Consider the following 14958-nt stretch of genomic DNA (forward strand, 5'->3'; position numbering starts at 1 on the left):
CGCACCGTTACGCCGATCCTGTGAGCAGCCTAGACGTGACCTGTGACACTCGTGGCCATGCCGGACGAACTTCGCTCCCTCCGTGTGCTGCCCTGGACCACTCCCGACGGCAAGCCCTGCTATCTATCCACTGACGGCCACGGCCCGGTGTCGGCCCTCGCCGATCAGATCGAGGCTATGCAGCTGGCCACGGGTGAGGATGTGCTGCGGCATGCCCGGTTGATGCTCGCCGACCCGAAGGTCCCGCCAGGCGAGTTCCGCTTTCTCTCCGCCCGTCTCGCCGAGGCACTCCGGGACACCCTCCGCGTGGCGCGGAGCCGTGCGGGTGGGTGAGGGTGTCCGACCCGGCTCGTAGAGTGGCGGCCATGAACATCTGCGTCTTCTGCTCCGCCGCCGACCTCGACGACCGCTACACCGCCCCCGCCCGCGAATTCGCCGAGCTGATCGGCAAGGGCGGTCACACGCTCGTGTGGGGCGGGTCCGACGTCGGGCTGATGAAGGTGATGGCGGACGGGGTGCAGGAGCACGGTGGGCGGCTGGTCGGGATCTCGGTGGAGTTCCTGGCCGCCAAGGCCCGGGAGAACGCAGACGAGATGGTGATCGCCAAGGACCTCGCCGAGCGCAAGGCGCAGCTGCTGGCCCGTGCCGACGCCGTGGTGATCATGGTGGGCGGGACCGGGACGCTGGACGAGGCCACCGAGATCCTGGAGCTGAAGAAGCACGGGCTGCACATCAAGCCGGTGGTGCTGCTCAACGCGGCGGGGTTCTACGACGGTCTGAAGCAGCAGTTCCAGCGCATGGAGGAGGAAGGGTTCCTGCCGGTGCCGCTGAGCGAGCTGGTCTTCTTCGCGGAGAACGGGGTGGAGGCCATGACGTACCTGGAGTCCGTCTAGTCCACGCGCCCGTTACGGGGAGCGCCGTGCCCGTTACCGGACGGGAGCGGCCGGCGGGAAGCCCGCGCCCGTTCCGGGCGTGGGATCGCGCCAAGCCGGGACCGTCGTCGGGGCGCACCCCTGGGTGAGGCAAGCTGGGGGCATGGGAACGCATCTGATCACTGGGGCAGGCTCGGGCATCGGCGCGGCGGTCACCGAGCGGCTGGCCGAGCGCGGCGAGGAGCTGTGGCTGCTCGCGCGGGACGCGGGGCGGGCGAAGGAGCTGGCGGGGCGGTTCCCGGGGGTGCGGACGGTCGTCGGTGACCTGGCGGACCCGGAGAAGCTGTCGTGGGCGTTCGGCCACCAGACGCTGCCCGACCGGCTGGACTCGCTGCTGCACATCGCCGGAGTGGTCGACCTGGGCGAGATCGGGGAGCTGACCCCGAAGGCGTGGAACCGGCAGCTCGCCGCCAACCTCGTCGCGCCCGCCGAGCTGACCCGGCTGCTGCTGCCCCAGCTGCGGCTGGCCCAGGGGCACGTCGTCTTCGTCAACTCCGGCGCCGGACTGCGCGCCAACCCCCAGTGGGGCGCGTACGCCGCCAGCAAGCACGGGCTCAAGGCGCTGGCCGACGCGCTGCGCGCGGAGGAGAGCGGCAACGGCGTACGGGTGACGACGGTCTACCCGGGGCGCACGGCCACCCCGATGCAGGTGAAGGTGCACCAGCAGGAGGGCAAGACGTACGACGCGGAGCGCTGGATCGCGCCGGAGACCGTGGCGACGACCATCCTGACCGCCCTCGACCTGCCGCGCGACGCCGAGATCACCGACCTCCAGGTGCGACCGCGCGGCTGACGGGCGCGCCCCGCCCGGTTTCGCCGAGAGCCCTCGTCACGGGGTCAGTCGCTGACGATGGTGAGGCTGTCGGCAGCGTCGCCGGGGACGCCCTGCCATCCCACGGCCACGATGCCGTCCCGCACCGCTCGGACGTCCAGGCTGTCCTCGGAGTCCTCCCGGTCAGGCACGGGTATGGGGGCGGTGTGCAGCGGCTTCCCGCTTGTCAGGTCAAGGGCCAGGAGCCGGGCGGGACCGCGCTCGGGGGCGCGCTGACGGCTCTCTTGCGGCTGCTCCACGACGTACACGCGGCCGTCGGCGACCAGCGCCCGGCCGAACCTCCTGTCCTTCGGCGCGTGACGGGTCCACTGCACGCGGCCATCGTCCGTGCCGCGCGCTCGCAGCACGTTGTTTTCCTTCCACCGCTCGCCCTCCTTCCCGAACGTCGTCAGCACGGTGGTGCGGTTCTGTCCGTCCCAGGCGAGGTCCGGGTCGGGCGCGGTGTGGATGACCGGCTTGGTTCCGGAGACGTCGATCACGGCCCCGCGGTCCGTGTTGTTCCAGTGGGGGGCGTACACGGTGTGGTCGGTGAGCGGAAGATAGCGAAGGCCGCCCATCCAGTCGGGGTGACGCCAGCGCACCGTGCCGCGCCGGGCGTCGATCCCCAGGACGACGTCTTCGGGGCGGGGCCCGCTGCCGCAGGTGGCCTCGACCCCGAAGGCGGTGCCCAGGATGAACACGACGTCGCCGAGGTCGCAGGATTCGGGCACGTCGGCGGTCCACGCCCGCTTCCCGGTCGTCAGGTCGACCGCGATGAGCTCGTCCCCGGCGTACGTCGCCACCACGCCGTTCGCCGTCCACAGCCGGTCGCCGAAGCGGGACTTCTTGGGGAGGTCCTGCTGCCAGCGCTGCTCGGCGGAGCGCGCGTCGATGGCGATCAGCGTGCCGTCGTCGTACCGCAGGACCGCGGTGCCGTCCACGACGCGCACGGCCCTGATGACGTTCCCGCCCCGCTTGTAGTGCCAGTACGTCGTGCCGGTGCGCAGGCTGCGGGCTGTCAGGCCCTCGGGGGAGCCGTCGTCGTTCTCGTCGGTCTCGTGGAAGGAGAGCCCGCCGTCGACCGCCACGGCGTTGTCGACCTTCCGCACGAAGTGGTCGGGCGCGGCCGGGGCACCGGTGCCGAGGGCGGCGGGGTACGCGCCGTGCGGGCCACTGACCCGCTCGCCGTCTTGGGGGTCCGGGCGGGTCAGCCACCAGGTGACCCCGGCGCCGGCGGCCAACGCGAGAACGACCAACAGCCCTAACGACCGGCGCGACCGCCAGGTGACCTCGACCATGACCATGCCCCCCCGGGTCTCTGCGGCGTGACCATGACACCCTATCCAGTCGCGATCACCCCTACCCTTTCGGCGTGAGTGAGAAGCAGAAGCACAGTTGGGGCGCCGGGGCCGCGAGTGGCGTCGGGTCGATGCCGGGCGGTGACGCCCGGGAGGCCGTGAAGACCGTCACCGGGTCGCTGGAGACGTTGCCGTATCTGCCGGAGCTGCCCGCGCGGGGGCCCGGCGCGGACATGATCGGGCGCACCGCCGGGCTGCTGGTCGAGCTGTACGCGCATGTGGAGCCGAGCGGGTGGCGGATCAGCGACCGGCCGGGCCGGGACACCCGGCGGGCGCGCTCCTGGCTGGGCGAGGACCTCGACGCGCTGGAGGAGTTCACCCAGGGATACCAGGGGGCGCTCAAGGTGTCGGCCGTGGGGCCCTGGACCCTGGCCGCCTCCCTCGAACTGCGCGGCGGCGAGGCCGCGCTGAGCGACCCGGGCGCCTGCCGCGATCTGACCGCCTCGCTCGCCGAGGGGGTGCGGGCGCATCTGGCGGAGGTGCGCCGCCGGGTGCCGGGCGCCGAGGTGGTGCTCCAGCTCGACGAGCCGTCGCTGACGTCGGTGCTGCGCGGCAGCGTCCGTACGGCCAGCGGCTACCGCACCCACGCCGCCGTGGACCGGGGCGTGGTCGAGGGCGCGCTGCGGACGTTGGTGGAGGCGGCCGACGGGCCGGTGGTGGTGCACTCGTGCGCGCCGGCCGTGCCGTTCGGGCTGCTGCGGCGCGCGGGCGTCGCGGGGGTCTCCTTCGATCTGTCGCTGCTCACGGAGAGTGAGGAGGAGTCGATCGGGGAGGCCGTGGAGGGCGGGACGTCCCTGTTCATCGGCGCGGTGCCGGGCACCGATGCCCCGTTGTCGGACCCTGCCGGTAGCGTCGGGGGTGTCAGGACGCTGTGGCGCAGGCTGGGGCTGTCACCGGGGACTCTCGCGGAGTCCGTGGTGATCACCCCGTCGTGCGGGCTCGCGGGCGCGTCGCCCGGGTACGCCCGTGCCGCGCTGGCCCACTGCGTCCGGGCGGCGAGATCGCTCGCGGACAACCCTGAGTAACGGGAGGACGACACGGTGGCCGGCGAACAGCAGTCGACGGTGCCCGCGGAGGCACGGGATGAGCACGTCAAGCTCGCTGAGCAGGTCGAGGAGCACCGCTTCCGGTACTACGTGAAGGACTCCCCGGTCATCAGCGACGCGGAGTTCGACAAGCTCCTGCGCAGGCTGGAGGCGCTGGAGGAGGAGTACCCCGAGCTCAGGACGCCGGAGTCGCCCACCCAGAAGGTCGCGGGCGCGTACGAGACGGAGTTCACCGAGGTCGAGCACCGCGAGCGGATGCTCAGCCTGGACAACGCCTTCGACGACGAGGAGCTGGCCGGCTGGGCGGACCGCATCGCCAAGGAGCTGGGCAGCGGCTCGTACCACTTCCTGTGCGAGCTGAAGGTGGACGGTCTCGCGGTCAACCTCACCTATGAGCACGGGCGGCTGACCCGCGCCGCCACCCGTGGTGACGGCCGCACCGGCGAGGACATCACGCCCAATGTGCGCACGATCGCCAAGATTCCCAACCGGCTCAAGGGCGACCGTGTCCCGGCGCTGGTGGAGGTGCGCGGCGAGGTCTTCCTGCCCCGGGAGCGGTTCGCCGAGCTGAACGCGCGGCTGGTGGAGGCCGGCAAGCCGCCGTTCGCCAACCCGCGGAACGCGGCGGCGGGTTCGCTGCGCCAGAAGGACCCGAAGGTCACCGCCTCCCGGCCGCTGGACATGGTGGTGCACGGCATCGGCGCCCGGGAGGGCTTCGACATCGACCGGCTGTCGCAGGCGTACGAGCTGCTGCACGAGTGGGGGCTGCCGACCGCCGCCCACTTCAAGGTGGTGGACTCGATCGAGGGCGTCCGTGAGTACATCGCGTACTACGGGGACAACGAGCACCGCCACTCGGTGGAGCACGAGATCGACGGCGCGGTCGTCAAGCTGGACGAGATCCCGTTGCAGGGGCGGCTCGGCTCCACCTCCCGGGCGCCGCGCTGGGCGATCGCCTGGAAGTTCCCGCCCGAGGAGGTCAACACCAAGCTGGTCGACATCCGGGTGGGCGTGGGGCGCACGGGGCGGGTGACGCCTTATGCGGTGGTCGAGCCGATCACGGTCGCGGGCTCGGAGGTCGAATTCGCGACACTGCACAACCAGGATGTCGTCAAGGCCAAAGGCGTGCTGATCGGTGACACCGTGGTGCTGCGCAAGGCGGGCGATGTCATTCCGGAGATCCTGGGGCCGGTCGTCGATCTGCGGGACGGCAGCGAGCGGGAATTCGTGATGCCGGCCGCGTGCCCCGAGTGCGATACGCCGCTCCAGCCCGCCAAGGAGGGCGATGTCGATCTGCGGTGCCCCAACAGCCGGTCCTGCCCGGCGCAGTTGCGCGAGCGGATTTTCTATCTCGCGGGGCGCAAATCCCTGGACATCGAGAACCTCGGTTATGTGGCCGCGGCCGCCCTCACCCAGCCGCTGGAACCCGCCGAACCGCCGCTGAGGGACGAGGGCGATCTGTTCGATCTGAAGATCGAACAACTGCTGCCCATTCGCTCGTACGTACTCGACCCGGACAGCGGACTGCCCAAGCGCGATCCGGAGACCGGCGAGGAGAAGGTCGTCACCTTCTTCGCCACCCAGAAGGGTGAGGCCAAGAAGAACGCCCTGGCGATGCTGGCCAATATCGAGGCGGCCAAGGAGCGCCCGCTGGCCCGGATCATCACCGGTCTTTCGATCCGTCATGTCGGCCCCGTCGCGGCCACCGCGCTGGCCCGTGAATTCCGCTCCCTGGACCGGATCGCCGAGGCGGGCGAGGAGGAGCTGGCGGCCGTGGAGGGGGTGGGTCCGACCATCGCCGCCTCGGTCAAGGAGTGGTTCGCGGTCGACTGGCACCGCGAGATCGTCGAGAAATGGCGGCGGGCCGGGGTCCGGCTGGAGGAGGTGGGCGGCGAGGACGAAGGCCCCCGTCCGCTGGCGGGACTCACCGTCGTGGTCACCGGCACGCTCCAGTCGTACACCCGGGACGGTGCCAAGGAGGCGTTGCAGAGCCGTGGGGCCAAAGTCACCGGATCGGTTTCGAAAAAGACTGATTTCGTGGTGGTCGGCGACAATCCGGGTTCCAAGTACGACAAGGCCGTGCAGGTGAAGGTTCCCGTGCTCGATGAGGGCGGATTCGGCGTGCTGCTCGAACAGGGGCCCGACGCGGCGCGAGAGGCCGCGCTGACGCCTCCGGAAGAGTCCGGGGAGCAGGCCGGTGAGGAGGCGGGGGAGTAGGCCGGTGAGTACTCCCCGGGAGTAGCCGGGGAGTAGTCCGGGAGTGGTTCCGGAGTAGTCCGGGAGTGGTTCGGGAGTGGTACGGACCGCCCGTGGAGCGGCGGTTGGAGTAGCCGTTCCACCCATCCGGCGCAGCGGCCCGGCCATCTTGTCCGTTCAACGGGTACAAAGCTGGCCGGATTACGACTGGGAGCACTTCCCGGCTACAGCCGGCGGGCATCACCCTTACAGCGCATAGCAGAAGGTCATGGATCGTCGGGCGGCATTCGGGGAACCGTCGCCGATCGCCGCCCGTCTTCCCCTTCTGCCGCCTACTGTTGAGGTGTGCGCCTGCCGTGGCGCTGGCACCGCCGGCTGTGAGAGGGACGGGTATGAAACCGACCGAAAGCGCCGCCCCGGCGTCGCGGCTGCGCCGGGCCGTGCTGCCCGCGCTGCCCGCCGCGGCGGTCGCCATGGCCGCTTTCGCACTCGGCATCGGAGTCTTCCGAGTGCTCGACGCGGGCAACGCGCTCTTTCCGGACGGCACCGTGGGCTGGTCGCTCGCCGTGCTCACCGGAATCATCGTCGGCCATCTGGTCGCCCTCGGCCGCGACCGCTGGTGGGGCGGCACCGGCTCGGGGGCCGCGTTAACCCTGGCCGCACTGCTGCTCTACGGCTGGATTCCGGCCGTGCTGGTCAGCCTGGCCGTGGTCGTCCTGGTCGGCGCCGCCCGCCGGCACCGGTGGCGGCAGGCGGTCCTGCACGGCGCGGTCGACATCCTCGGGGTGGGCGCGGCCGCCCTCACCCTCGCCGCCTTCGGCACCACCCCCTCCGTCGAGCACCCCTGGGTCACCGACACCTGGCACATGTCCGCCGTCCCCCAGACGGCCCTGGCGGCCTTCGTCTATCTCACCGTGTCCCGCGCCCTGTTGTGGTGCTCCCTCGCCCCGCCCGGCGCCGGACTGCCCACCGTCGCCCGCACCGCCCTCTTCCGGCAGGCCCTCGTCGGCATCGCGCTCCTCGGCATCGCCCCCCTCATCGTCGTCGTCGCCGGGGACACCCCGCTGCTGCTCCCGCTGTTCGCGGTGCCGCTGGTCGCCCTCGACTCCACACTGTGGATCGCCCGGGTCCGCGCCGAGGAGCAGCTGCGCGACCCGCTCACCGGGCTGCCCAACCGCCAGTGGCTGCTGGAGCGCACCTGGACCGCGCTGGACGAGGCCGAGCGGGCCGGCACCCGGACCGCGCTGGTGCTGCTGGACCTCGACCGGTTCCGCTCGGTCAACGACACCCTGGGCCATCTGGCCGGCGACCGGCTGCTGCTCCAGATCGCCGAGCGGCTGCGGCTCGCCCTGCCGCGCGGGGCGGAGGTCGCCCGGCTCGGCGGTGACGAGTTCGCCGTGCTGCTGCCCACCACCGACTCGCTCACCAGCGCCCAGCGCAGCGCCCGCGTGCTCGTCGGCGATCTCGGCTCCCCCCTCGATCTGGACGGGCTGACCCTGGTGCTGGAGGCCAGCGCCGGGGTCGCCGTCTACCCCGACCACGCACTGGACGCCGAGGGGCTGCTGCGCCGCGCCGACGTCGCGATGTACCAGGCCAAGCGGGACCGCAGCGGTGTCGAGCTGTACGAGGCGCGGCGGGACGGCAACACCCCCGACCGGCTCGGTCTGCTCGGCGACCTGCGGCGCGCCCTGGACGCGGGCGACGTCGAGCTGCACTACCAGCCCAAGGTCGGCTTCGACGGACATGTGGCGGGCCTGGAGGCGCTGGTGCGCTGGGTGCACCCGGACCGGGGGAAGGTGCCGCCGGACGAGTTCATCTCCATGGCCGAGAGCTCCGGGCTGATGCCCCGGCTGACCGAGTACGTCCTGGAGACGGCGCTCGGCCAGGTCGCGCGGTGGCGCGCCGACGGCCTCGAGGTGCCGGTCGCCGTCAACGTCTCCCCGCGCGACGTCCACACCCCCGGTTTCGCGGGCGCGGTCGCCGGGCGGCTGGCCCGGCACGGGGTCCCGGCGGGCGCCCTCCAGCTGGAGATAACCGAACACGTCCTGCTGGAGGACCCGCAGCGGGCCGCCGACACGCTGGCCGGGCTCACCGGCCACGGCGTGAAGATGTCCCTCGACGACTTCGGGACCGGCTATTCCTCGCTGGTCCATCTGCGCCGGCTGCCGGTCAGCGAGCTGAAGATCGACCGTTCCTTCGTGGCCCGGCTGGCCGTGGACAACGAGGACGCGGAGATCGTCCGCTGCACGGTCGACCTCGCGCACTCCCTGGGCCTGCTCGTGGTGGCCGAGGGCGTCGAGGACGACGAGACCTGGGAGCGGCTGCGGGACCTGGGGTGCGACGCGGTGCAGGGCTGGCTGGTGGCCGCCGCGATGCCGCCGGAGGAGATGACGGCGTGGCTGCGGGCGCGGGGGGAGGGCGGCTGGCACCGCGAGCCGGCGGAGCCGTCGGACCAGGAAGCCGCTCCCGCGGAGGAGGACGCGGACCAGCCCGTGACCTGAGGGCGTCGCCCCTCGGCGTTTCGTCGCCGGGTGCGGGCCGGTGAGTGGCGTGGTGCGCGCCCGCCGGCCCGCGGAACGACCGCCCGTGAACGACTGCCCGTAACGGGGCGCACCCAAAGCCTTTCGCGTGGCGAGCGTGGGGAGCCATAGGATTGGGCCGAAACACTCCACACTCACCCTGAGGATCGCTGCATGCCTGGCATCACGCGCGAGGAGGTCGCCCACCTCGCCCGGCTGGCGCGTCTGGAGCTGAAGGCCGAAGAGCTCGACCACTTCGCCGGACAGCTGGACGACATCATCGGCGCGGTGGCCCGCGTCTCCGAGGTCGCCGACCAAGACGTTCCGCCGACCTCTCACCCGCTGCCGCTGACCAACGTCATGCGCTCGGACGAGGTCCGTCCGTCCCTGACCCCGCAGCAGGCGCTGGCCTGCGCCCCGGCCCAGGAGCAGCAGCGTTTCAAGGTGCCGCAGATCCTGGGGGAGGAGTGACCACCGTGACCGATCTGACCAGGCTCACCGCGGCCGAGATCGCCGCCAGGATCGCCTCCGGCGAGGTCACCGCCGTCGAGGTGACCGAGGCGCACCTGGCCCGTATCGAGGCCGTCGACGAGAAGGTGCACGCCTTCCTCCACGTGGACCGTGAGGGGGCGCTCGCCCAGGCGCGCGCCGTCGACGAGAAGCGGGAGCGCGGTGAGGAGCTGGGCCCGCTGGCCGGTGTTCCACTCGCGCTGAAGGACATCTTCACCACCAAGGGGATCCCGACCACGGTCGGCTCCAAGATCCTCGAAGGGTGGATCCCGCCGTACGACGCGACGCTCACCAAGCGGCTGCGCGACGCGGACGTGGTCGTCCTCGGCAAGACCAACATGGACGAGTTCGCCATGGGGTCCTCGACCGAGAACAGCGCCTTCGGCCCCACCGGGAACCCCTGGGACCTCACCCGTATCCCCGGCGGCTCCGGCGGCGGCTCCTCCGCCTCGCTGGCCTCCTTCCAGGCCCCGCTCGCCATCGGCACCGACACCGGCGGCTCGATCCGCCAGCCGGCCGCCGTCACCGGCACGGTCGGGGTCAAGCCGACGTACGGCGCGGTCTCCCGCTACGGCATGGTGGCCTTCTCCTCCTCGCTCGACCAGGGCGGCCCCTGCGCCCGTACCGTGCTGGACGCGGCGCTGCTCCACGAGGTGATCGCCGGGCACGACCCGCTGGACTCCACCTCCATCGACGCGCCGGTCCCGGCGGTCGTCGAGGCCGCCCGCAACGGCAGTGTCCAGGGCATGCGCGTCGGTGTCGTCAAGGAGTTCGCGGGCGAGGGCTACCAGGCCGGTGTCATGCAGCGCTTCAACGAGTCGGTGGAGCTGCTGCGGGAGCTGGGCGCCGAGATCGTGGAGCTCTCCTGTCCGTCCTTCGACAAGGCGCTGGCCGCGTACTACCTGATCGCGCCGTCCGAGTGCTCCTCCAACCTGGCCCGCTTCGACGCCATGCGCTACGGCCTGCGGACCGGCGACGACGGCACGAAGTCCGCGGAGGAGGTCACCGCGCTCACCCGCGCGGAGGGCTTCGGCCCCGAGGTCAAGCGCCGGATCATGCTCGGCACCTACGCGCTCAGCTCCGGCTACTACGACGCGTACTACGGCTCCGCGCAGAAGGTCCGCACGCTGATCAAGCGTGACTTCGAGAAGGCGTTCGAGCAGGTCGACGTGGTGGTCTCACCGACCACCCCGACCACCGCCTTCCCGATCGGCGAGCGCGCCGACGACCCGATGGCGATGTATCTGGCCGACCTCTGCACGATTCCCGCGAACCTCGCGGGGAACGCGGCCATGTCACTGCCCTGCGGTCTGGCGCCGGAGGACGGTCTGCCGGTCGGACTGCAGATCATCGCCCCCGCCATGGCTGACGACCGGCTCTACAAGGTCGGTGCCGCGGTCGAGGCCGCGCTCACCGCCAAGTGGGGCCACCCGCTGCTTGAGGAGGCACCGTCACTGTGAGCGACGCGCGCGCGGCCACCGGGCCGCAGATGACGTCGAAGGCCGCACCTCTGCGCCGCGCGGGCGGAGAAGCGAACGGAGAGACCCTGTGAGCGACGCGCGCGCGGCCACCGGGCCGCAGATGACGTCGAAGGCCGCACCTCTGCGCCGCGTGGGCGGAGAAGCGAACGGAGAGACGCTATGAGTGCGATCAAGAAGGCCAAGGGCTTCAAGAAGTCCAAGCCCGGCACCTACCTGTCCATCGCGACGTCGCTGTTCGGCGCGGTCAGCGTGGCCAAGCAGGTCAAGAAGGCCCGACTCGAGAACGACAAGCTACAGCTGGCCGACGCGGTGGTCTCGGCCGCCGCCATCGTCACCGGCGTCGCCCTGCTCGTCCGCGAGCTCAAGCGCATGGGCGACGACGACGTCCTCGCGGACTGAGAGGTTAGTTTTTCCGTGACCGTCACTGAACTGGTGTCGTACGAGGACGCCCTCGCCGCCTACGACCCCGTGATGGGGCTCGAGGTGCATGTCGAGCTCGGCACCAAGACCAAGATGTTCTGCGGGTGTGCCACCACGCTGGGCGCCGAGCCCAACGCGCAGACCTGCCCCACCTGCCTCGGCCTGCCCGGCTCGCTGCCGGTGGTCAACGCGACCGGCGTCGAGTCCGCCATCAAGATCGGACTCGCGCTGAACTGCGAGATCGCCGAATGGTGCCGCTTCGCCCGGAAGAACTACTTCTATCCGGACATGCCGAAGAACTTCCAGACCTCGCAGTACGACGAGCCGATCGCCTACAACGGCTATCTGGACGTCGAGGTCGACGGGGAGGTCTTCCGCGTCGAGATCGAGCGCGCCCACATGGAGGAGGACACCGGCAAGTCCACCCACGTGGGCGGCGCGACCGGCCGTATCCACGGCGCCTCGCACTCCCTCCTCGACTACAACCGGGCCGGTATCCCGCTGATCGAGATCGTCACCAAGCCGATCGTCGGCGCCGGGGACAAGGCCCCGGAGGTCGCCAAGGCGTACGTGACCGAGCTGCGCGAGCTCATCAAGGCGCTCGGAGTCTCCGAGGCGCGCATGGAGATGGGCCAGATGCGCTGCGATGTGAACCTGTCGCTGCGCCCGCAGGGCGCCGAGAAGTTCGGCACCCGCTCCGAGACCAAGAACGTCAACTCGCTGCGGTCGGTCGAGCGGGCGGTGCGCTTCGAGATCCAGCGCCACGCCGCGGTGCTGAGCGGCGGCGGCACGATCATCCAGGAGACCCGTCACTTCCACGAGGAGGACGGCTCCACGACCTCCGGCCGGGTCAAGGAGGAGGCCGAGGACTACCGCTACTTCCCCGAGCCGGACCTGGTGCCGATCGCCCCCTCCCGGGCGTGGGTGGAGGAGCTGCGCGCCGGGCTGCCGGAGCTGCCGCGGCTGCGCCGCAAGCGGCTGCGCGAGGAGTGGGGCCTGTCCCGGCACGAGATGCAGTCGGTGCTCAACGCGGGCGCGATCGACCTGATCACCGCCACCATCGACGAGGGTGCCCCGGCCGACCAGGCCCGTAAGTGGTGGATGGGCGAGCTGGCCCGTCGCGCCAACGAGGACGGGGTGGAGCTCGCCTCGCTGCCGATCACTCCGGCGCAGGTCGCCCGGGTGTGCGCGCTGGTCAAGGAGGGTTCGCTCAACGACAAGCTGGCCCGCCAGACGATCGAGGGCGTCCTCGCGGGCGAGGGCGACCCGGACGAGGTCGTCGCCAAGCGCGGACTGAAGGTCGTCTCGGACGAGGGCGCGCTGGGCGCCGCGGTCGACGAGGCCATCGCGGCCAACGCGGCCATCGCCGACAAGATCCGCGGCGGCAAGGTCGCGGCGGCGGGTGCGCTGGTCGGCGCGGTCATGAAGGCCACACGCGGCCAGGCGGACGCGGCGCGGGTGCGTGAGCTGATCCTGGAGAAGCTGGGCGTCGAGGGCTGATCAGCCGTCCGTACGGCGGCGGGGTGTGCCAGGGGCACGCCCCGCCGTCGTCGTTCGTCCGGGCCCCGGTCACAGCAGCAGCGGCTCCAGGTGCGGGACCTCGAACCCCTCGTCGTCGAAGGGGTACAGCGGCCGGGCGAGGCGCCGGTGGCCGAGGCGGGCCAGATCCTGGTCGACCCCGCCGGGGGTGAGCGCGAGCCGCCAGTCCGCCGCCAGGTCGTACAGCTCGGGCTCCGGATAGCCGAGCTTGACGACGACGAGGTCGTAGCCGCGCGGGTCCAGCTCCCCGAAGTCGGCCAGGGTGTGGAACGGTTTGCGGCGGCTGACCAGCACCGCCGTGACGCCCCCGTGCCGCACCGCCGCGAGGTCCCCGCCGACCGGGTCGTCCCGGCGCAGGGCGACCACCTCGCCGGTCAGCTCGCAGGGCTCGGCGTGGTCCGCCGTCCCCCGGCTGATCCCGCCGCCGACGGACAGCCGGACCGTGGCGCCCGGCCCGGCGGCGAAGCACTCCGAGACCGCCGCCGGATCGGTGATCCCGGGGTGCAGGGCGGTGGCGCGGCCGGCGGCCAGATCCTCGTTGGCCAGCAGCCGCCCGAGCATATAGGCCAGGTCCCCGGCGCCCCCGGCCGTGGGGTTGTCGCCCGAGTCGCTGATCAGGAACGGGCGGGCGGGGGAGGCGACGGCCTCGGCGACGCACTCGTCGGCGCCGCCGGTGGGGCCGGCGAAGGCGAAGTCACGGCGCATCTCCCAGTACTCGCGGGCGAGCGAACGCGTCTGCTCGACCGCGAGCACGGGGTCGTCGCCGGTCACCACCACGGCCGCCCGGCAGCGCGGCTCGTCGGCCCAGGCGTAGCCCACCCACATCGCCGCGTCCACGACGCCGTCCATCGCCTCCACGGCGGCCAGCCGCCCGTACAGCGACTTGGCGGGCTCCAGGCGGGTGCTGGTCCGCTCACCGGGCAGCAGCACCGGGATCTGCACCCAGGCCAGATGCGGGCGGCCCTTGCCGGAGGCCAGGCGCTCCACGAGCTTGCGGGCGGCGCGCTCACGGGTCTCCCAGGCGTCCTCGTGCGGGGCGAGGCGGTGGGCGGTGATCAGGTCGAGCCGGCCGGCGAAGCGGCGGGAGACATTGCCGTGCGGATCCATGGCGGCGGAGATCAGCGCCTCGGGCCCGATCGCCTCCCGTACGGCCTCGGTCAGATCGCCCTCGGCGTCCTCCAGACCCACCACGCTCATCGCGCCGTGGACGTCGTACACCAGCCCGTCCAGCGGCCCGGCCGCCCGCAGCCGCTCGATCAGCTCGCCCTTGATCCGGTCGTAGGCGCCGGGCTCGACCGGGCCGCCGGGGAGCGAGACGGCGTGGAGGAGGGGCACCCATTCCACCCGCCCGGCGAGATCGCCGTCCGGGCGCGTCCAGGCGTAGCGGTCCAGCAGCTCGGCGCCGCGGGTGATGCGGAAGTCGTCGTAGCCGGTGCGGTGCGGGCTGAAGGTACTGGACTCGATGTGCATACCGCCGATGCCGATGCGCGGGCGGCGGCCTGACGCGGTGGAGGTCATGCTCTCCCTCTGGGTCATGCTCTCCGACTTCCCGCTCATTCATGGAGTGAAGCCCACAAAGGGGGTAAAGGGCCCTTTGTGTCGGGACGGGGTGCGCCGACGACCCGGGGCTGATACGGCATGGTCGACGCTGCCCTAAGGACCCTCCCCGGGTTTCCTCGGCCGTGCGGGAACGGCGCCTAAGGCCCTGGGCCGAGCGGAGATCGGTCAGCCTCCCGATGTGCCGGACCCTCCTGGGCGGCGAGAGTGGACGCATTCCACGAAACCGTCGCCACCAGGGAGAACGCCATGTTGCACCACGAGTTGCACCGCATCCGCGAGGCCGAGCTGCTGCGTGAGGCCGCTGCCCACCGGCTGGGCCGGGAGGCGGCGCTGGAGCCCGGCGGCCGGTCGGCGGAGCGCGACTTCGCAGGACGGATGAGCCCGCCCCGGCGGTGGCGCGGCCGTCGCGCACAGTGGTCCTACCGGACGGCGGCCTGACCGCGGCCGGGGAGTGCCGCTCAGCGTGAGCACCGTAAGGACGGCCGCCGCGACAACGGGCGCCGTAAGGACGGAGGCCGGGAGAGCGGGCGCCGTAAGGACGGAGGCCGGGAGAGCGGGCGCCGGGAAGGCGGGTGGTGGCGGGAAG

The 14958-nt window shown here is 71.9% G+C and carries 13 protein-coding genes; 11 read left to right on the top strand and 2 right to left on the bottom strand.

Annotated features, from left to right (window positions below; all coding sequences use genetic code 11):
- The first annotated feature begins 57 nt into the window (after positions 1-57).
- The 3 genes from PS467_RS28830 (at position 58) to PS467_RS28840 (ending at position 1725) form a co-directional block, all read left to right on the top strand.
- Positions 58-333: a hypothetical protein gene (locus PS467_RS28830; RefSeq protein ID WP_311037678.1), complete on the top strand. Its 276-nt coding sequence runs from the start codon at positions 58-60 to the stop codon at positions 331-333.
- A gap of 32 nt (positions 334-365) precedes the next feature.
- The gene (locus PS467_RS28835; protein WP_268974579.1) at positions 366-893 is read left to right on the top strand and encodes an LOG family protein; all 528 of its coding nucleotides are present in this window, start codon (positions 366-368) and stop codon (positions 891-893) included.
- 142 nt (positions 894-1035) lie between these two features.
- Positions 1036-1725, top strand: a complete 690-nt coding sequence (locus PS467_RS28840; RefSeq protein WP_268974580.1) for an SDR family oxidoreductase — start codon at positions 1036-1038, stop codon at positions 1723-1725.
- A gap of 44 nt (positions 1726-1769) precedes the next feature.
- Here PS467_RS28840 and PS467_RS28845 read toward each other — a convergent pair whose 3' ends face one another.
- Positions 1770-3047 (bottom strand): outer membrane protein assembly factor BamB family protein, encoded by a 1278-nt coding sequence (locus PS467_RS28845; protein WP_311037679.1) that lies wholly within the window; start codon positions 3045-3047, stop codon positions 1770-1772.
- A gap of 125 nt (positions 3048-3172) precedes the next feature.
- Here PS467_RS28845 and PS467_RS28850 point away from each other — a divergent pair, with 125 nt between their 5' ends.
- The 7 genes from PS467_RS28850 (at position 3173) to gatB (ending at position 12773) form a co-directional block, all read left to right on the top strand.
- Positions 3173-4126 (top strand): methionine synthase, encoded by a 954-nt coding sequence (locus PS467_RS28850; protein WP_311039989.1) that lies wholly within the window; start codon positions 3173-3175, stop codon positions 4124-4126.
- Positions 4127-4141: 15 nt separating this feature from the next.
- The gene (ligA, locus tag PS467_RS28855) at positions 4142-6364 is read left to right on the top strand and encodes an NAD-dependent DNA ligase LigA (RefSeq protein WP_311037680.1); all 2223 of its coding nucleotides are present in this window, start codon (positions 4142-4144) and stop codon (positions 6362-6364) included.
- A gap of 371 nt (positions 6365-6735) precedes the next feature.
- Positions 6736-8844: a putative bifunctional diguanylate cyclase/phosphodiesterase gene (locus PS467_RS28860; protein ID WP_311037681.1), complete on the top strand. Its 2109-nt coding sequence runs from the start codon at positions 6736-6738 to the stop codon at positions 8842-8844.
- Positions 8845-9036: 192 nt separating this feature from the next.
- Positions 9037-9333, top strand: a complete 297-nt coding sequence (gene gatC / locus PS467_RS28865; RefSeq protein WP_268974584.1) for an Asp-tRNA(Asn)/Glu-tRNA(Gln) amidotransferase subunit GatC — start codon at positions 9037-9039, stop codon at positions 9331-9333.
- A 5-nt stretch (positions 9334-9338) separates the two neighbouring features.
- Complete coding sequence (gene gatA / locus PS467_RS28870; protein WP_268974585.1) at positions 9339-10832, top strand: Asp-tRNA(Asn)/Glu-tRNA(Gln) amidotransferase subunit GatA; 1494 nt, start codon at positions 9339-9341, stop codon at positions 10830-10832.
- A 180-nt stretch (positions 10833-11012) separates the two neighbouring features.
- Positions 11013-11252, top strand: a complete 240-nt coding sequence (locus tag PS467_RS28875; RefSeq protein WP_268974586.1) for a hypothetical protein — start codon at positions 11013-11015, stop codon at positions 11250-11252.
- Positions 11253-11267: 15 nt separating this feature from the next.
- On the top strand, positions 11268-12773 hold the full coding sequence (gene gatB, locus PS467_RS28880) for an Asp-tRNA(Asn)/Glu-tRNA(Gln) amidotransferase subunit GatB (protein WP_311037682.1): 1506 nt from the start codon (positions 11268-11270) through the stop codon (positions 12771-12773).
- Between the two features lie 69 nt (positions 12774-12842).
- Here gatB and PS467_RS28885 read toward each other — a convergent pair whose 3' ends face one another.
- Positions 12843-14330 carry a M81 family metallopeptidase gene (locus PS467_RS28885; protein ID WP_311037683.1) on the bottom strand — a complete coding sequence of 496 codons (1488 nt, stop codon included), beginning with the start codon at positions 14328-14330 and terminating at the stop codon, positions 12843-12845.
- A gap of 288 nt (positions 14331-14618) precedes the next feature.
- Here PS467_RS28885 and PS467_RS28890 point away from each other — a divergent pair, with 288 nt between their 5' ends.
- Complete coding sequence (locus PS467_RS28890; RefSeq protein ID WP_311037684.1) at positions 14619-14810, top strand: hypothetical protein; 192 nt, start codon at positions 14619-14621, stop codon at positions 14808-14810.
- Positions 14811-14958 lie beyond the last annotated feature (148 nt).

The organism is Streptomyces luomodiensis (assembly GCF_031679605.1).
Taxonomy (GTDB): domain Bacteria; phylum Actinomycetota; class Actinomycetes; order Streptomycetales; family Streptomycetaceae; genus Streptomyces; species Streptomyces luomodiensis.